Source organism: Sphaerotilus sp., assembly GCF_031429695.1.
Taxonomy (GTDB): Bacteria; Pseudomonadota; Gammaproteobacteria; order Burkholderiales; family Burkholderiaceae_C; genus Sphaerotilus.
On the sequence record NZ_JANPAB010000070.1, the window covers coordinates 1 to 15,561 of the forward strand.

Annotated in this window: 19 protein-coding genes and 1 pseudogene; 8 read left to right on the forward strand and 12 right to left on the reverse strand. The window is 66.0% G+C overall.

Annotated elements, in window-relative coordinates; all coding sequences use genetic code 11:
* Positions 1-151: 151 nt before the first annotated feature.
* Positions 152-553, reverse strand: a complete 402-nt coding sequence (locus RMP06_RS13790; protein WP_310462357.1) for a type II toxin-antitoxin system MqsA family antitoxin — start codon at positions 551-553, stop codon at positions 152-154.
* Positions 554-555: 2 nt separating this feature from the next.
* Positions 556-858 (reverse strand): type II toxin-antitoxin system MqsR family toxin, encoded by a 303-nt coding sequence (locus RMP06_RS13795; RefSeq protein WP_310462358.1) that lies wholly within the window; start codon positions 856-858, stop codon positions 556-558.
* A gap of 127 nt (positions 859-985) precedes the next feature.
* On the opposite strand from RMP06_RS13795, the gene RMP06_RS13800 reads away from it, so the two are divergent.
* The gene (locus RMP06_RS13800) at positions 986-1,318 is read left to right on the forward strand and encodes a nucleotidyltransferase family protein (protein ID WP_310462359.1); all 333 of its coding nucleotides are present in this window, start codon (positions 986-988) and stop codon (positions 1,316-1,318) included.
* 35 nt (positions 1,319-1,353) lie between these two features.
* Entirely contained in the window at positions 1,354-1,533 is a 180-nt protein-coding gene (locus tag RMP06_RS13805) for a HepT-like ribonuclease domain-containing protein (RefSeq protein ID WP_310462360.1), read from the forward strand.
* Positions 1,534-1,634: 101 nt separating this feature from the next.
* Here RMP06_RS13805 and RMP06_RS13810 read toward each other — a convergent pair.
* The 4 genes and pseudogenes from RMP06_RS13810 to RMP06_RS13825 all read right to left on the reverse strand — a co-directional run.
* Positions 1,635-1,730 (reverse strand): annotated as a pseudogene (locus tag RMP06_RS13810) (type II toxin-antitoxin system MqsA family antitoxin); the annotation flags it as partial.
* Between the two features lie 35 nt (positions 1,731-1,765).
* Positions 1,766-1,960, reverse strand: a complete 195-nt coding sequence (locus RMP06_RS13815) for a DUF3606 domain-containing protein (RefSeq protein ID WP_310462361.1) — start codon at positions 1,958-1,960, stop codon at positions 1,766-1,768.
* Positions 1,961-2,080: 120 nt separating this feature from the next.
* The gene (locus RMP06_RS13820) at positions 2,081-2,764 is read right to left on the reverse strand and encodes a GNAT family N-acetyltransferase (protein WP_310462362.1); all 684 of its coding nucleotides are present in this window, start codon (positions 2,762-2,764) and stop codon (positions 2,081-2,083) included.
* A complete protein-coding gene (locus tag RMP06_RS13825; protein WP_310462363.1) occupies positions 2,761-4,239 on the reverse strand; it encodes a hypothetical protein in 1,479 nt (492 codons plus the stop codon). Before RMP06_RS13825 ends, RMP06_RS13820 begins: the two co-directional genes overlap by 4 nt.
* Before the next feature lie 219 nt (positions 4,240-4,458).
* Here RMP06_RS13825 and lspA point away from each other — a divergent pair, with 219 nt between their 5' ends.
* The 3 genes from lspA to RMP06_RS13840 all read left to right on the forward strand — a co-directional run bounded on the left by lspA (position 4,459) and on the right by RMP06_RS13840 (position 7,008).
* A complete protein-coding gene (lspA, locus tag RMP06_RS13830; protein ID WP_310462364.1) occupies positions 4,459-4,989 on the forward strand; it encodes a signal peptidase II in 531 nt (176 codons plus the stop codon).
* 16 nt (positions 4,990-5,005) lie between these two features.
* Positions 5,006-5,803 (forward strand): DUF2189 domain-containing protein, encoded by a 798-nt coding sequence (locus RMP06_RS13835; protein WP_310462365.1) that lies wholly within the window; start codon positions 5,006-5,008, stop codon positions 5,801-5,803.
* A 134-nt stretch (positions 5,804-5,937) separates the two neighbouring features.
* Positions 5,938-7,008 (forward strand): acyltransferase family protein, encoded by a 1,071-nt coding sequence (locus tag RMP06_RS13840; protein WP_310462366.1) that lies wholly within the window; start codon positions 5,938-5,940, stop codon positions 7,006-7,008.
* Between the two features lie 56 nt (positions 7,009-7,064).
* Here the strand turns inward: RMP06_RS13840 and RMP06_RS13845 are convergent, their stop codons facing one another.
* Both RMP06_RS13845 and RMP06_RS13850 read right to left on the reverse strand, forming a co-directional pair.
* Positions 7,065-8,048 (reverse strand): quinone oxidoreductase family protein, encoded by a 984-nt coding sequence (locus RMP06_RS13845; protein WP_310462367.1) that lies wholly within the window; start codon positions 8,046-8,048, stop codon positions 7,065-7,067.
* Positions 8,049-8,214: 166 nt separating this feature from the next.
* Complete coding sequence (locus tag RMP06_RS13850) at positions 8,215-8,616, reverse strand: hypothetical protein (RefSeq protein WP_310462368.1); 402 nt, start codon at positions 8,614-8,616, stop codon at positions 8,215-8,217.
* A 267-nt stretch (positions 8,617-8,883) separates the two neighbouring features.
* Between RMP06_RS13850 and RMP06_RS13855 the strand changes: the two genes are divergently transcribed.
* Entirely contained in the window at positions 8,884-9,843 is a 960-nt protein-coding gene (locus tag RMP06_RS13855; protein WP_310462369.1) for a DMT family transporter, read from the forward strand.
* On the opposite strand, the gene RMP06_RS13860 is transcribed toward RMP06_RS13855, so the two are convergent.
* The 3 genes from RMP06_RS13860 to pmbA form a co-directional block, all read right to left on the reverse strand.
* On the reverse strand, positions 9,844-10,749 hold the full coding sequence (locus tag RMP06_RS13860) for a DMT family transporter (RefSeq protein ID WP_310462374.1): 906 nt from the start codon (positions 10,747-10,749) through the stop codon (positions 9,844-9,846).
* Positions 10,746-11,825 (reverse strand): TRAP transporter substrate-binding protein, encoded by a 1,080-nt coding sequence (locus RMP06_RS13865; protein ID WP_310462375.1) that lies wholly within the window; start codon positions 11,823-11,825, stop codon positions 10,746-10,748. The genes RMP06_RS13860 and RMP06_RS13865 overlap by 4 nt, the downstream gene beginning before the upstream one ends.
* 113 nt (positions 11,826-11,938) lie before the next feature.
* Complete coding sequence (gene pmbA, locus RMP06_RS13870; RefSeq protein ID WP_310462370.1) at positions 11,939-13,312, reverse strand: metalloprotease PmbA; 1,374 nt, start codon at positions 13,310-13,312, stop codon at positions 11,939-11,941.
* A 93-nt stretch (positions 13,313-13,405) separates the two neighbouring features.
* On the opposite strand from pmbA, the gene yjgA reads away from it, so the two are divergent.
* A complete protein-coding gene (yjgA, locus tag RMP06_RS13875) occupies positions 13,406-14,011 on the forward strand; it encodes a ribosome biogenesis factor YjgA (RefSeq protein ID WP_310462371.1) in 606 nt (201 codons plus the stop codon).
* Positions 14,004-14,606 carry a molybdopterin adenylyltransferase gene (gene mog, locus RMP06_RS13880; RefSeq protein ID WP_310462372.1) on the forward strand — a complete coding sequence of 201 codons (603 nt, stop codon included), beginning with the start codon at positions 14,004-14,006 and terminating at the stop codon, positions 14,604-14,606. The genes yjgA and mog overlap by 8 nt, the downstream gene beginning before the upstream one ends.
* 30 nt (positions 14,607-14,636) lie before the next feature.
* On the opposite strand, the gene cysE is transcribed toward mog, so the two are convergent.
* Positions 14,637-15,416 (reverse strand): serine O-acetyltransferase, encoded by a 780-nt coding sequence (gene cysE, locus RMP06_RS13885; RefSeq protein ID WP_310462373.1) that lies wholly within the window; start codon positions 15,414-15,416, stop codon positions 14,637-14,639.
* Between the last annotated feature and the right edge of the window lie 145 nt (positions 15,417-15,561).

Here is a 15,561-nt window from a genome sequence, read left to right on the forward strand (position 1 = left end):
CGGCAGGTGGTGGAGTTGCAGGTGCGGGCCGCAGTGCTCAACCGCTTCACCCACTTGGGCACCCCGGTGACGCGGGCTGTGGCGTAACTCCGTCTGGGGTCAGGGGAAACTCAGCCTCGGCTGGGTTATGCAACAAAGCCCTACTAGCCACTCAGCCCGCCCGGACTTCACTCAGCAACTCCGGGTGCCGATCCAGCACCTTGAGCAGTTTCACCAGCGCCAGCGGCGGCTTGGTCTTGCCATTCTCGTAGCGCGAAAACGCATTCACGCCCCCGCCGAAAATCTCGGCCGCCTGCCGCTGATCGAGGTCCAGCTTCCTGCGCACCCTGGCGATGTAGCCAGGATCGACATACGCCGCGTTCACCTGTCGCTGAAACTGCCCGACCGCTTCGCTGTAGCGGTCCCCGTGCTCCCGGTTCAGCACCACCTCCCCGCACGCCGGGCAGAAATCGCCTGTCACCTCCGGAATGACGGTGCTTTCGCCCTTGTAGACAAACGGCAGGTCGCGGGTGTCATGGATCAGTTCCGCCGCTCCACAGCATGGGCATTTCATGGTCACAACTCCTTGAAAGAAACGATCAGAACGTCGTCGATGACGGTCAGCTTCAGGTACACCTCGCCTGCGCCAGCAATCCGGGTGCGGTACACGTCCTGCCAGATCCGGTGATCCGCGTGGGTCGTCATGCTCTTGTAGAAACTGGCAGAAGTCAGCGACAAGACGACAGCGCACATCCCGGACAGATCATTGAGGCCCAGCGCCCGCGCACCACTGAACGCACTGGCCGTGGCCCGGACATGACCCGCCTCGATCAACGCCTTCACCACGGACAGCTTGCAATGCGGTGTGCCTTTTTCCATGTCTGTATTTTTAACCTATCAAGCAAATCAATCAAGTAGGTTATCAAAGTATTGGTCATGCTCCCAACAAGGCGATGCCCAGCAGCCCCGCCCAGCGGCACAATCACTCCACCACAGCCCACACCGCATGAAACCCTCCGAAGCCTTGGCATCGAACCGCGCCGCCATCCGGCAGGTGGTCGAGTCTCACTGCGCCTGCAACGCCCGGGTGTTCGGCTCCGTGCTGCGGGGAGAAGACACGGACGGCAGCGACCTGGACATCCTCGTCGATCCGACGCCGGAAACGACCTTGATGGATGTGGCGGCCATCCAGGTGGCCTTGCAACGCCTGTTGAACGTGCCGGTCGATGTGCTGACCCCCAGGGCATTGCCCGACCACTTTCGCAGCGTGGTGCTGGCGGAAGCGGTTCCGGTGCGACCAAGACCCTGCGCGTCCCGGACTACCTCGGACACATCCTGAAGGCGATCGAGCGCATCGACCGCTACACAGCAGGCATGGACGAAGCGGCGTTTCTGAACAGCGAACTGGTGCAAGACGCGGTCATCCGCAACATCGAGATCGTTGGCGAGGCGGCGAACAACGTCCAGCGCGCCGATCCGGCCTTTGCGGCATTGCACGATGACATCCCGTGGCAGGTCATGTACACGATGCGCAACTGCGTCTCGCACGGCTAACGACAAGGTGGATCTGGAAATCGTCTGGAAGACGATTCAGGGCGATCTGCCGAGGCTGTATCGGCAGGTGCAGGCACTCGAAGCCCAAGCAGCTACCCCGTTCAACCAGCCCGGACCTCACTCAGCAGATCCGGGTGCCGATCCAGCACCTTGAGCAATTTCACCAGCGCCAGCGGCGGCTTGGTCTTGCCGTTCTCGTTTCAAGTCCGGCGGCGCCTGACCATCCGGAGGTTCAGCCCCTCGCGCCCGGTTGGCGGGCAAGGTAGCCACGCACCGACTGCGCCTGCGGTCCGACCTGCTGGACCGCCCGACGCAATTCGGTCATGTCCACATCAAAGACACGGCACCAGTAAGCGATGTCGGTGCTGCTCAGCATGTTGATGCTCACCGGATGCTCGGGGCTGGAGCGGGGTGATTCGGTTTCCATGAGAAAACTCCTTTCGGCGTCCACCTTGAACGGCGGTTAGATCGGTTTGGCCAGAGGCAAGTTCCCGCCCGATACTGGCCACGTTCCGCCAACGGATCCTTGGCGCAGCCGCGTCGCTGCTCACCAGTGCCGCTCGATCAAGCCGATCCGGCGGCCGATGCGGCTCACCAGCGAGTGGTATTTCAGTCGCCAGCCGTCCATCGGCGACTGGTCTGGCGCGGGCGGTGGCGGCAAGCCACGGGTCTTGTCGATCGTAGCCCGCGACAGGTAGGTCATCACGGCCGTCTTGTACGGCAGGTGGATCACCCGGCCAAACTCGAACCCGGCCTGCACCAGCCGCAGCAACACCTTGCGGTTGCGAATATCCGGCTCGCCGACCATCCGCTGGACAGCCGGATCGCGGAATATCCATGCCGCAATCGCCTGAAAGGTGTAATAGGCGGCGGCGGGCAGGGGTTTCTCGACCGGGCCAAGCATCAGGTGAAAACCACGGTCACCCGTGCGTACAGGATAGTGCTGGCTCAGCACATCGGCATTCACGTCATACGACTGGAACATGAACAGCCGCTCGCCCGTGGCCGCCAGGATGCCGAAGACCACGTCGCAGGTGCCACTGGCCTCGATGCCAGCGAATTTCTCGCGGATCTCCTCCACCGTCTTGCCCTGCAGCCCCCAGAAGCGGGCGTAGTCGCGGCTGAACCAGTCGTGCAGCAGTGGCGCGTCCTCGTCGAGCACCATCTTGCGCAGCACGACCGTGCCGCTCGGGCCGAAGGGGACGTCGAGCGGGGTGGACGGCGCACTCATGCCAGCACACCCACCGGTGCGCCATGCTGCGTCGGACGGGTCTCCAGCAACGCCAGCAGCGGCTTCAGCGACGGACCGCAGGCGCGGTTCTGGAGGTCGTCGAGCGTGATCGTCTGCGATTCGAAGCGGTGCAACGCGCGGTGCGTGGTGTCGAGTTCCTGCTTGCAGAACGGGAAGATCAGCTCCGTGGCCAACCGTATCCGACGCGCGGCCGATACCCGTACATCCCCACCCACCTGGTCGATCAGATAACCTCCATTGCCGGAATTCACCAGATTGGCATTCACCAGCGCCGCCCGGACTTGAGGAAAATCCAATTCATCCAGCAGCGCCAGCACGACCTGGATGAAATTACCCATGACCGTGCGGTCGTCGTAGCGGTCGCCGGGGTCGTGGTAGCACTTGTCCAGACAGGCCAAGACCAGTGTCTGCTCGGCTCCGCTCAGCAAGCCATCGCGCAACTGCAGCGCCCACAGCGACTGCGCGCACAGATACTGTGTCAGGCGAACCATCAATTCCAGCCGCGAGGTGGCGTACACATAGGCGTAGAACTCGTCCCAGTCGGCGATGCTGTGGACTGCGCGCAGGGCATCCACGGAATCCAGCGGCTTGGCAAACGTCCCATTCATGGTCACGTCGAGAAAATCGAGGATGAGCTTCTTGCTGCCGGCGCAGCCCTTTCCATCGGCAGAGATGAGCGTGCCGGAGCTGTCGGCCATCTCGTACAGCTCGGCCGCCGTGAGCGGCCCGTCGTGCAGCACGGCCAGATCGCCCTTCTCCATGAAGGTGCGCACGATCATGAACGGCCCGACACCGAGTGTGAAAAACGCCGTTTCGAGCGCCGGCAGCGACGTGATCGGGTGGCTGCGTTTGCGCGCCAGATAGGCCGGATAGGCGGCCCCCAGCTTGGAGAACACGTAGCCCTGGCGCAGGGTCAGGCGCGGGCCGGTGAGGCCGCGTCGGCGGAGGTAGTCGTTGCGCAGCATCGTGGTGAACTGCAGCGCGTCCGTCCAGACCGCCATCACCTGCCGCAGCGCCGTCACGTTGATCGGCAGACCGTTGCGCGAGCCTTCGAACTTGCAGATCTTGTGCTCGGTCTCGATCACTTCCCTGTAGATCTCGGGGTTGGTATTGTTTTCCCCGATCTGGCGACCGTCATGGGAATGGAAAGTGCAGATACCATTCCAGACGTCATAATCGAATTCCATGTTCGCACGCCGGTACGGCGGCGGATTCACGGCGGAATACAGCCGCACCGCGAGCTTGTTGAAGCGCTTGGAATAAAACAGTTTTTTCGCCAGAGCCGACATCGAGTGCAATCTTCTGCGGTTGGTTGATCTTCTGGTTGATCCGGTGTCTGCCACTACCCCCGCGCAGACCGGACCTACCCCCATCGTTCTCGCCCGGTCGCGACTCACCCGGACTCTCGTCTGTACTTTGCCGACCCCTTGTTCCCTTGGGCAAGGCAGCGCCAACCTACAATTTGACACCAAGTACGAATCCGAGCAAAATTTCACGAAAATATTTTGCAAGAATTTTCATATTTTGCTATTAGGGGCAAATCAACTCATGGTACAAAATCGGCCCTTGGCACGGCCTGTCGAGGCCCCAGAGGCAAAACGCCACCCGCTTTCACGTTTAAAGTGCCGGCCTGACCCCTCCCAGATCCTTCAGCCTTCTCAGGTGGCCCGCCGATGCGCTCTAAGTCCCGCTCTTCCCTGTCCCGGTCGTCTTCGGCATCGCTGACCCCGTGGCTGCTGCTCGCGCTGCTGGTCATCGCGGCCGACCAGGCCACCAAGTGGCTGATCCTGCAGCGCTTCCAGCTCGGTGATGGCCAGACCTTCACCAGCTACTTCAACCTCGTGCGCGTCCACAACACCGGCGCTGCATTTTCCTTCCTTGCGCAGGCGGCGGGCTGGCAGCGCTGGTTCTTCATCGGACTCGGTGCAGCCGCCTCGACGATGTTCATCTGGATGCTGAAGAACCACTCCGAGCAGCGCCTGTTCAGCTTCAGTGTGGCGATGCTGCTCGGGGGCGCCATCGGCAATGTGGTTGACCGGGCCTGGCATGGCTACGTGGTCGATTTCCTGCAGTTCCACGGGAACATGCTGGCACCCCTGTTTCCTGGCGGTTACTTCCCATCGTTCAATCTGGCCGACTGCGCCATCACGGCTGGTGCGGTCGGGCTGATTCTGGATGAGCTGCTGCGGGTGCGCCGCAGTTGACACACGGGCCTTGACCATGTCCCTTCCTGCCCCGGACGACACCGAAAGCACGCCTATCCGCCTGCGCCACATCGGCTTCGGCGACCCGCTGCGCTGGCTGGTGCGTGGCCTGCACGACTACCTCGCTCACCCTGCCATCAGCCTGTTCTACGGCCTGTGCTTCATGGCAATGGGCTGGACGCTGATGAAGGTCTACGAAAATGCACCCGCCTACACGCTGGCGATGTCGGCCGGCTTCCTGCTGATGGGGCCGTTTCTCTGCATGGGTCTGTACCAGATGTCGATGCGGCTGGAGCGTGGTCTCCTGCCCGATTTCGGCGACTCGCTCACCGCATGGGACGCCCACATCGGGCAGATGGCCATTTTCGGCTTCGTGCTGCTGGTGCTGGAGATGCTCTGGGGTCGTGCCGCGATGGTGATCTTCGCCGTGAGCTTCGACGGCATGCCCGACCTGAATGGCTCGCTGCTGGCCCTGCTGGACCCGGAAAACCTCGGCTTCATCGTCACCTACCTCGGCGTGGGTGCCCTCTTTGCCGGGCTGATCTTCTCGGTCAGCGTGGTCAGCATCCCGATGATGCTGGACCGCCAGGTGGACGCCATCACCGCCGGCTTGACCAGCCTGCGCCTGGTGCTGAACCAGCCGGCCGTGATGGTCTGGTGGGGCCTGCTGATCACGGTGCTGACGGTGGCGGCGATGCTGCCGTGGTTCCTCGGGCTGCTGCTGGTCGGCCCGGTGGTGGGGCACGCGAGCTGGCACGCCTACCGCGCGACGGTCATCGATGATGAAAGCACGGAGGCCGACTCTTCCGCGTGAACTGGCCGCTTTACGCACGTATTTCCGATTTTCATCACCCATCTGGCTTACACGGAACAGCCCTGGCTACTATCCTGCCCGATTTCATTTATCACGAATCTGGGTAGCATGAAGGTAACAGCATGAGTCGAGACGTGGTCCTCTCCGTACAGTGGCTGCGTGGCATTGCCGCATGCGCCGTGGTGTTGCGCCATGCCGTCACTGGTGCAGAAAAGGCCGGCTGGCTGGCTCCAAACGGCCTTGATATCGGTCTGTGGGGTGTGGACCTGTTCTTCGTGATCAGTGGCTTCATCATGGCGATCACGACTGCCGGCCAGACCCCAGGGATCAATGCGGCGCTGGCGTTCTGGCGACGGCGCATCGTGCGGGTGGTGCCGATCTACTGGCTGCTCACAACGCTGGTGGTCGTGATGTCCCTGCTGGCACCAGCGACGACCGGTTACCGCCCCTCGCCCGACCATGTGCTGGCCTCCTATCTGTTCATTCCGATGGCAGACGACCGCGGTGTCATGAGTCCGCCGCTGCGGGTCGGCTGGTCGCTGAATTTTGAAATGTACTTCTACCTGGTTTTTGGATGGCTGCTGCTGTTGCCTCGGCGGTGGCTCGCGCCGATGCTGATTGGCTGGACCACCATCAGTGTTCTGCTGGGCCAGTGGCTGGCGCCGCAGGCAGCACTGCCATCAATGCTGACCAGCACGTACCTGTGCGAGTTCACGTGTGGCGTCGGCATCGGCCTGCTGCACCAGCACGGCATTGCGCTGCCGCGACCTGCCGCCATCGTGCTCACCCTGGCAGGGTTCTTCGGCGCCATTGCTGGGGACGTACTCGGCATCGGCCACGACCTGCTGCCACGGATACTGCCAGCGGTGGGTATGCTGTACGGCCTGCTCTCGATCGAGAAGGGTGCAGGGGCTGGCTGGTTCAATTTTCAGCGCCGGGCTGCACTCGCACTGGGAGACTGGTCGTACGGGCTGTACCTGACCCATATCCTGACGCTGGCAGCACTCACCGCCGTGTTCAACAAGATCGGGGCCGCCCGTCTGGTACCCGGGCCTTGGCTGTTCATGTTCGGTGTACTGACGGCGATCGGTGTGTCGGCGGCCGTCTACCGGTTCGTCGAACAACCGCTGCAGCGCCTGACATCGCATCGGACGAAGCGGTTCGACTCCCGATTGCGCTCGTCAGCTTCTCGGGCTCGTCCGTGATCTGCATTTATGGAAAACCCTTATGTCGCCAGCCTGAGCTGCATCAAAACCAAGACCTACAGCGTCAGGACCGTGCAGCCGGTGGTGGCACGCGCCTCCAGATCCCGGTGTGCCTGCGCGACCTGTTCGAGCGGGTAACGTTGCGCGATCGGGATCTTCACTGCGCCGGAGCCGACCATCGCAAACAGCTCGTCGGCCAGCGACTGCGTGCTCTCGCGGGTGGCGATGTGGGTGAACAACGTCGGGCGCGTGACGTAGAGCGAGCCTTTGGCGCCGAGCACGCCGAGGCTGACCGGCGGCACCGGACCGGACGCATTGCCGTAGGTCGCCAGCAGGCCGAACGGCGCCAGGCAGTCGAGCGAGCCCTCGAAGGTGTCCTTGCCGATCGAGTCGTACACGGCCTTGACGCCGCGCCCGCCGGTGAGTTCGCGCACGCGGGTGGCGAAGTTCTCGCTGCGGTAGTTGATGGCGTGGACCGCACCGTGCTGCAGCGCGAGCAGGCACTTGTCGGGGCTGCCAGCCGTGGCGATCAGGTTCAGCCCCAACGCGCGCGCCCATTGGCAGGCAATGAGGCCGACACCGCCCGCCGCCGCGTGGAACAGCACGAAGTCGCCGGGCTGCAATCCGCCCTGCGGCTGTGTGCGGCCCAGCAGGTATGCCGCGGTCATGCCCTTGAGCATCATCGCAGCGCCGGTCTCGACATCGATGCCATCCGGCAGTTGCACCACGCACTTGGCAGGCATCACGCGCACCTCGCAGTAGCTGCCCGGTGGCTGGCTGGCGTAGGCGACGCGGTCACCGGCCTGCAGGTGCATGACGCCCTCGCCCACCGACTCGACCACACCGGCCGCCTCCATGCCCAGCACCAGCGGCAGCGCGTTGGGGTACAGACCGGTGCGCTGATAGACGTCGATGAAGTTCAGGCCGATGGCGTGGTGGCGGATGCGCACCTCGCCCGGGCCGGGTTCGCCGACGGGCAGATCGACGAACTGCATCACGTCGGGGCCGCCGAAGGCGGAGATCTGGATGGCGCGGGGCATGGAGGTTCTCCTGTCGGTCCGGAAGGGAATGTGGAGCTTACGGGATCGGCGGGTCCGAAGAGGCCGGCAATCTGAGCATCGGCACCCGACTGGGTGAATTCGAGATCCGCGGTCTGGTCGGTGCTGCTGGAAGCCCCGAGGCCGAACCCGGCAACCGGATGCTCGCTCAGACGGCCAGCGCCTCGACCCGCAGATGGTGGCGTCCGATCAACCGACCAGGCAGGCGATAGACCCCCGCCGGAGTGCGGCTGACACCGAGTCCGGCGTGCGCACTGACCTGAACACGCCAGCGGCCGTAGAAATTGAAGGTCAGCACGTCCTCGGATTCGGCCCGGAGTTCGGTGACGATGCCCACGCCTTCCGGTCGCGCGAAACTGAAGCGCACCTCGTCGCGCAGGCGGTCCTGCCCGTCCAGATACACCAGATGCAGCGCCTCCTCGAACGGCGCATCAAACCCGAGCAGCAGCGCATGCCCCTCGCGGCAGCGAAACTGGGCAATCAGGTCGGTGCCATCCACACGCGGCAGCACCACGCGACCACCGCAGGTGATCCGGCTCCATACCTGCATCGGTTCGTCCGGTCCGGTCAATGGTTCCAGGTGAAAGTCGTGGCAAGACTCCAAGGCACAGGCTCCGGGCGCGCAAGGCACCGTTCAATCGAAGAAATGGAGACCGCCAAGGGCGGCCACAGTCAGGATAGCGTCGATCCACCCCGCACCCGGTTCAGTCACGGACCAAGCTGCAACGACCCGTGACACGCGCCAGACGCAGCCTTTGCGCGACACTGTGCGCCCGCAGTCGTCCGCAATGTCCCGGCCCCAAGGCCGCGCTGATCCATGACCCTCACGCCCCGCCTGATCGCGATGCTCACCCTTCCTCCGCTGATGTGGGCGGGCAATGCGGTAGTCGGCCGCCTGACCGTGCCGCACGTGCCCCCGCTGATGCTCAATGCGATCCGCTGGGGCGTCGTGCTGCTGGTGCTGCTCGTGCTGGGCCGGCAGGCCATCGCCACGGTGGCGCGGCGGCGCGACATCCTGGCCCGCTGGCGACCACTGGCGCTCATGGGCCTGCTGGGGATCGGCGCCTACAACGCACTCCAGTACCTGGCGCTCACGACGTCCACCCCCATCAACGTGACGCTGATCGCCGCGAGCATGCCGCTGTGGATGCTGCTGGTGGGCGGTGTCTTCTACGGCGAACGCCCGCGCGGGCCGCAGGTGGTCGGCGCGGCACTGTCGCTGGTGGGCGTGGCCACGGTGCTCAGTCGTGGGCATCCCTCGGCGCTGGCGGACGTGCAATTCGTGCGGGGTGATCTGTACATGCTGGCCGCCGCCGCGAGCTGGGCAAGCTACAGCTGGCTGCTGGCGCGACCGCCGGCCTCCATGCGCGGCGACGAGCGACCGGGCATCACCGGCTCCGACGGCCAGCGCCGAGCCTGGATCTGGAGCGAGGCATTGCTGGTGCAGACGCTGTTCGGCGTGGTGTGGGCTGGCAGCGCGGCGGGGGTGGAGGCGGTGGTCTCGCCGCGCCAGCCGGAGTGGTCGCCGGCGGTGGGGGCGGCCGTGCTCTACATCGTGGTCGGCCCGTCGCTGATCGCCTATGCGCTGTGGGGCCGGGCGGTGGCGGCGGTGGGGCCGACGACGGCCGGCATCTTCGCCAACCTCACGCCGCTGTTTGCCGCGCTGCTGTCCACCACGCTGCTCGGCGAAGCGCCGCATGGCTACCACGCGGTGGCATTTGCGCTGATCGTGGCGGGCATCCTCGTGTCGTCACGGCGCGGATCCGCCCAAGCCTGATCAGCGCCAGCGCGCCAGCAGCGCCACCCCGGCCAGCACCAGCAGCGTGCCGATGGCGATCCACACTGTCAGCGGTTCGCCCAGGAAGAACACACCCATCAGGATCGTGCTCATCGGCCCGACCAGTCCGGTCTGTGCAGCCAGCCCGGCCCCGAGCCGCTCGATGCCCATCATCACCAGGATCACCGGCGCGAAGGTGCAGGCCGTCGCATTCAGCAGCGACAGCCACAGCACCGGCTCCGCCACCGCGAACACCGACGCCACGGGCCGCAGCACCACGAACTGCCCGATGCACAGCACACAGGCCACTGTCGTCGCCAACCCGGTCAGGCGCAGAGAGCCCAGGCGCTGCACCTCCTGTCCGCTCTGCACGAGGTAGACGGCGTAGCTCAACGCGCTGCCAAACACCAGCGCCGCACCGAGCACAACGTTCGGCCCCAGGTCGGTCAACTCGTGGCCGAACACCACCAGCACGCCCGAATAGCTCACGCCCAGCGCCGTCAACTGCCGGCCCGTGACCCGCTTGCCGTGCAGCACCACGCCGAGGAAGAGCACCAGCGTCGGATTGAGGTAGAGGATCAGCCGCTCCAGGCTGGCACTGATGTGGACCAGCCCGGCAAAGTCCAGAAAACTCGCCAGGTAATAGCCAGAGAACCCCAGGCCCAGCACCGCCACGACATCGCGCCGGGTCAACGCCGGCTTGCCGCGACTCGCCCACCACGCCAGCCCGACGAACAGCGGCAGCGCGAACAGCATGCGCAGCATCAGCAGCGTGACCGCATCGACCCCATGCCGGTACGCCAGCTTGACAATGATCGCCTTGCCCGAAAAAGCAATCGACCCGGCCAGCGCGAACGCCAGACCGGGCCAGAGCTTCGGGCGGCCTGAAACGGCCGCGGAGTTCAGAGCTTCTGCGCTTGCATGAAGTCGTCGAAGCCGGCTTCGGCAAAGCGGAACCACAGGTTCTGGTCGGCGCGGAACTTGGCGTAGTCGTCGTAGATCTTCTTCCACGCCGGGTTCTTGGCCGAGATGTCGGCGTACAGCGCGTTGGCCTCCTTGAAGGCCAGCTCCATCGCGTCCTTCGGGTAGCGGAACAGCTTGGTGCCGCCGGCCACCAGCTGGCGCAGCGCCACCGGGTTCTTGGCGTCGTACTTGGCCTGCACGTCGACCAGGGCGTAGGTGCTGGCCGCCTCGATCATGGCCTTGTACTCGCCCGACAGGCCGTCATAGGCCTTCTGGTTGACGAAGAAGTCGAAGGCGGCACAGCCTTCCCAGAACGCCGGGTAGGCGTAGTTCGGCGCCACCTTGTTGAAGCCCAGCTTCTGGTCGTCATACGGGCCCACCCACTCGGCGGCGTCGATGGTGCCTTTTTCCAGCGCCTGGTAGATCTCGCCGCCGGGCATGGCCTGCACCACCACGCCCAGGCGCTCCAGCACCTTGCCGGCCAGGCCCACGGTGCGGAAGCGCAGGCCCTTCAGGTCGGCCAGGCTGGTGACCGGCTTGCGGTACCAGCCGCCCATCTGGGCACCGGTGTTGCCACCGGGAAAGCTGATCATGTTGTAGTTGCTGTAGAACTCGCGCATCAGCTTCAGGCCGTTGCCTTCGTACAGCCAGGCCGTCATCTGGCGCGAATTCAGGCCGAAGGGGATGGCGGTGCCCAGCGCAAAGGCCTCGTTCTTGCCGATGAAGTAGTAAGGCGCGGTGTGCGCCATCTCCACCGTGCCGGCCTGCACGCCGTCGACCACGCCGAAGGCCGGCATCAGCTCACCGCCGGCATGCACCGACACCTGGAACTTGCCGCCCGACATGTCGTGCATCTTCTTGGCGAAGGCTTCGGCCGCGCCGAACAGCGTGTCCAGCGACTTCGGGAAGCTGGAGGCCAGGCGCCAGCGGATGGCCGCCTGGGCATGCACCGCGGGTGCCACGCCAGCGGCAAGCACACCGGCCAGGCCGGCACCACGAACAAAGGAACGGCGTTCCATGACCATGTCTGAATCTCCTGAGGGTTGACGGCCAGGACAGCCGCCACAAAACCCGAGATTCTAGAAGCGCCCCGCCCGCGGCCCGGCCCGTGAAAGCCCCCGGGGTCGCGTGATCAGGAGCCGGCCACCTTCATGCGCGCCAGCAGCACCGAGCCCACGGTCTTGCCACCGGACACATAGGCATCGGCGCCCACGGCCACGATCTCGCGCAGCATCTGCTTCAGGTTGCCGGCGATGGTGACCTCGTGCACCGGGTACTGGATCTGCCCACCCTCCACCCAGTAGCCGGCGGCGCCACGCGAATAGTCGCCGGTCACGCCGTTCACGCCCTGGCCCATCAGCTCGGTGACGAACAGGCCGCGGCCCAGCTTGCGCAGCATCTCGTCCAGGTGGTCACCCGGCCGGGTGAGGCGGCTGGTCAGCACCAGGTTCTGCGAGCCGCCGGCATGGCCGGTGCTGCGCAGGCCCAGCTTGCGGGCTGAATAGCTGGACAGGAAATAGCCCTGCACCACGCCGGCCTCGACGACACGGCGCTTGCGCGTGCGCACACCCTCGTCGTCGAAGGCCGCACTGGCCTTGCCACGCGGGATCAGCGGGTCCTCGTCCACGTCCAGGTGGTCGGCCAGCACCGGTGTGCCCACGCTGTCGAGCAAAAAGCTGGCGCGGCGGTACAGCGAGCCGCCGCTGAGTGCACCCACCATGCTGCCCAGCAGGCCGGCGGCCAGGGTGTTCTCGAACAGCACCGGCACCTCGCAGGTGGGCACCTTGCGGCCCTTCAGCCGCGACAGCGCACGTTCGGCGGCGTAACGGCCCACGGCTTCGGGCGAGGCCAGGTCCATGGCGTTGCGCTGCGAGCTGTACCAGGCGTCACGCTGCATGGCCGCGCCCTTGCCGGCGATGGGCGCCACCGAGATCGAGTGGCGGGAGCTGGCATAACCACCACGGAAGCCCCGGCTGTTGCCGGCCCAGAAATGCGACTGCTGGGCCGAGGTGCCACCACCCTCGCTGTTGCTGATCTTCGGGCTGGTGGCGAAGGCCGCGTCCTCGCAGCGGCGCGCCAGCGCGGCGGCGCCGTCGGCATCCACCAGCCAGGGGTGGAACAGGTCCAGGTCGATGCCGGCCACGTCGGGCGTGGCCAGGTCGTCGGCATCGGGCAGGCCGGCGGCCGGGTCTTCGGCGGTGAAGCGGGCGATGTCGTAGGCCGCGCGCACCGTCTGGCGCAGTGCATCCTGGGAGAAATCACTGGTGCTGGCGTTGCCACGGCGCTGGCCCAGGTAGACGGTGACACCCAGGCTCTTGTCGCGGTTGCGCTCCACGTTCTCGATCTCGCCCAGACGCACCGACACCGACAGGCCGGCGCCTTCGCTGACCTCGGCCGCGGCGTCGCTGGCACCCAGGTCCTTGGCCATGGCCAGCGTGTCGTCGATGATCTGCTGGAACTGGCCGCGGTTGAAGGCGAAACCCTGGGAGATGGTGGATCCGGACATGGAAGGCTTGGCCTGAGAGCGAGGTGGGAGACAATCATAGCCACCGGGTCCGCGGGCCCGTGCCATGCCCACTTCTGGAAGCCCCCACGGCCCATGCGCCAACGCCCTGACCCCCACACCGCCGACGACAGCGCCGACGCCTACGTCTTCGAGAAGCCCAGCAAGACGCGGCTGAAGGCCCAGGCCCATGAACTGCAGGCCCTGGGCGAGGCGCTGGTGGCGCTGCCACCCAGCCGCCTGAAGGACGTGCCCATGCCCGAAGGCCTGCGCGACGCCATCGCCCAGTACCGCCGCACCAAGAGCTTCGAGGGCCAGCGGCGCCAGTTGCAGTTCGTCGGCAAGCAGATGCGCTTTGCCGATGAAGCCCCGCTGCGCGAGGCCGTGGACGCCTTCAAGCTGGGCTCGGCCAAGGACACGTTGGCGCTGCACGAGACCGAGCGCCGGCGCGACGAGCTGGTGGCCAACGACGAAGCCCTCACGCAATGGGCGGCCGAGTTCCCCGGCAGCGACCTGCAACGCCTGCGCAGCCTGGTGCGCGCCGCGCGCAAGGACGCCGCCGCTGCACCCGAGCAGCGCAACGGCCGGGGCTACCGCGAGCTGTTCCAGTTCATCAAGCCCTGGCTGCTGGACGCGGCGGGCCAGCCGGTGCACGGCAGCGACGGGGCGGATGACAGCGAGGACGGCGACGGCGATGACTGAGGCCACGAACCCGCACGACCCGGTGACCATCGGCCTGGTCAGCATCAGCGACCGTGCGTCGGCCGGCGTCTACGAGGACAAGGGCATCCCGGCGCTGCAGGACTGGCTGGCCAAGGCCTTGAAGAACCCGATCACCTGGGTCACACGGCTGATCCCCGACGAGCAGGCCGGCATCAGCGCAACGCTGCGTGAACTGGTGGACGATGCCCATTGCCACCTGGTGCTGACCACCGGCGGCACCGGCCCGGCGCCACGCGACGTGACGCCCGAGGCCACGCTGGCGGTGGCCGACAAGGAAATGCCCGGCTTCGGCGAGCAGATGCGCCAGATCAGCCTGCGCTTCGTGCCCACCGCCATCCTGAGCCGCCAGGTGGCGGTGATCCGCAAACAGGCCTTGATCATCAACCTGCCGGGCCAGCCCAAAAGCATTGCCGAGACGCTGCAGGGCCTGCCCGAGGCTCAGCCTCCAGCGCATGGCATCTTTGCCGCCGTGCCCTACTGCGTGGACCTGATCGGCGGGCCCTACCTGGAATGCGACGAGGCGGTGTGCAAGGCCTTCCGGCCGAAGGCGGCCATCCGGCCACCCCGGGCCTGAGCTGCCCTCAGGCCGCCCGGAACCCGCAGCTCACTTGACCAGCCGGCTCAGCCGTTCGGCGTCGAAGAGCTCGCTGGTGTGCGCATCCTGCGGCACGCAGTCGCTGCCCGGCAGTTCACGCGCGCCATGCGACAGCTTCTCGATCGCCTGCCACAGCAGGGCGATCTGGTGTTCCTGGCTGCTGGCGTTGTCGATCAGGCCCTTCATGGCCTGCGACACCGGGTCATCGCCGCTGGTCACGCCATAGGCCGAGAAACCCATCTTGGCGGCGGCCTGTTCCCGCTGCGCCTCGGTCTCGGCCTGGATGATGCGCGCCGGGTTGCCCACCGCGGTGGCGCCGGGTGGCACCGGCTTCATCACCACGGCGCTGGAGCCCACCCGGGCGCCATCGCCCACGGTGAAACCACCCAGCACCTGGGCGTTGGCGCCCACGATCACACCCTTGCCCAGCGTGGGGTGGCGCTTGGTGCCACGGCCCAGGGAGGTGCCGCCCAGGGTCACGCCCTGGTAGATGGTGCAGTCGTCGCCGATCTCGGCGGTCTCGCCGACCACCACGCCCATGCCGTGGTCGATGAACACACGCCGGCCGAGGCTGGCGCCGGGGTGGATCTCGATGCCGGTGAAGAAGCGGCCCAGGTGCGACAGGAAGCGGCCCAGCCACTTGAAGCCATGGCGCCAGGCCAGGCGCGCCCAGCGGTGCCAGATCACCGCATGCAGGCCCGTGTAACTGGTCAGCACCTCCCAGGCGGAGCGCGCGGCGGGATCGCGCTCGCGGATGCAGGCGATGTCTTCACTTATGCGGCTGAACATGGCGGGGCTCACGACGAGAGGGCATCCAGTGTAGTGCGACCCCGCCAGGCGTGCTGGCGAGCCCCGGCGCCTACACTGGCCGCGTGAATCCCGTGCCGCGCCAGCCTGCCCATCACCACACCGCCGCCCGGGCCTTGCATGGCGC

What these genes read in the sequence shown, in the direction of transcription:
- yjgA (WP_310462371.1), top strand. Translation starts at nt 13,406, where the DNA reads ATGCGCCAACGCCCTGACCCCCACACCGCCGACGACAGCGCCGACGCC.
- RMP06_RS13845 (WP_310462367.1), bottom strand. Translation starts at nt 8,048, where the DNA reads ATGCCCCGCGCCATCCAGATCTCCGCCTTCGGCGGCCCCGACGTGATG.
- mog (WP_310462372.1), top strand. Translation starts at nt 14,004, where the DNA reads ATGACTGAGGCCACGAACCCGCACGACCCGGTGACCATCGGCCTGGTC.
- lspA (WP_310462364.1), top strand. Translation starts at nt 4,459, where the DNA reads ATGCGCTCTAAGTCCCGCTCTTCCCTGTCCCGGTCGTCTTCGGCATCG.
- RMP06_RS13865 (WP_310462375.1), bottom strand. Translation starts at nt 11,825, where the DNA reads ATGGAACGCCGTTCCTTTGTTCGTGGTGCCGGCCTGGCCGGTGTGCTT.
- RMP06_RS13800 (WP_310462359.1), top strand. Translation starts at nt 986, where the DNA reads ATGAAACCCTCCGAAGCCTTGGCATCGAACCGCGCCGCCATCCGGCAG.
- RMP06_RS13855 (WP_310462369.1), top strand. Translation starts at nt 8,884, where the DNA reads ATGACCCTCACGCCCCGCCTGATCGCGATGCTCACCCTTCCTCCGCTG.
- RMP06_RS13790 (WP_310462357.1), bottom strand. Translation starts at nt 553, where the DNA reads ATGAAATGCCCATGCTGTGGAGCGGCGGAACTGATCCATGACACCCGC.
- RMP06_RS13805 (WP_310462360.1), top strand. Translation starts at nt 1,354, where the DNA reads ATGGACGAAGCGGCGTTTCTGAACAGCGAACTGGTGCAAGACGCGGTC.
- RMP06_RS13795 (WP_310462358.1), bottom strand. Translation starts at nt 858, where the DNA reads ATGGAAAAAGGCACACCGCATTGCAAGCTGTCCGTGGTGAAGGCGTTG.
- pmbA (WP_310462370.1), bottom strand. Translation starts at nt 13,312, where the DNA reads ATGTCCGGATCCACCATCTCCCAGGGTTTCGCCTTCAACCGCGGCCAG.
- RMP06_RS13850 (WP_310462368.1), bottom strand. Translation starts at nt 8,616, where the DNA reads ATGCAGGTATGGAGCCGGATCACCTGCGGTGGTCGCGTGGTGCTGCCG.
- RMP06_RS13815 (WP_310462361.1), bottom strand. Translation starts at nt 1,960, where the DNA reads ATGGAAACCGAATCACCCCGCTCCAGCCCCGAGCATCCGGTGAGCATC.
- cysE (WP_310462373.1), bottom strand. Translation starts at nt 15,416, where the DNA reads ATGTTCAGCCGCATAAGTGAAGACATCGCCTGCATCCGCGAGCGCGAT.
- RMP06_RS13820 (WP_310462362.1), bottom strand. Translation starts at nt 2,764, where the DNA reads ATGAGTGCGCCGTCCACCCCGCTCGACGTCCCCTTCGGCCCGAGCGGC.
- RMP06_RS13835 (WP_310462365.1), top strand. Translation starts at nt 5,006, where the DNA reads ATGTCCCTTCCTGCCCCGGACGACACCGAAAGCACGCCTATCCGCCTG.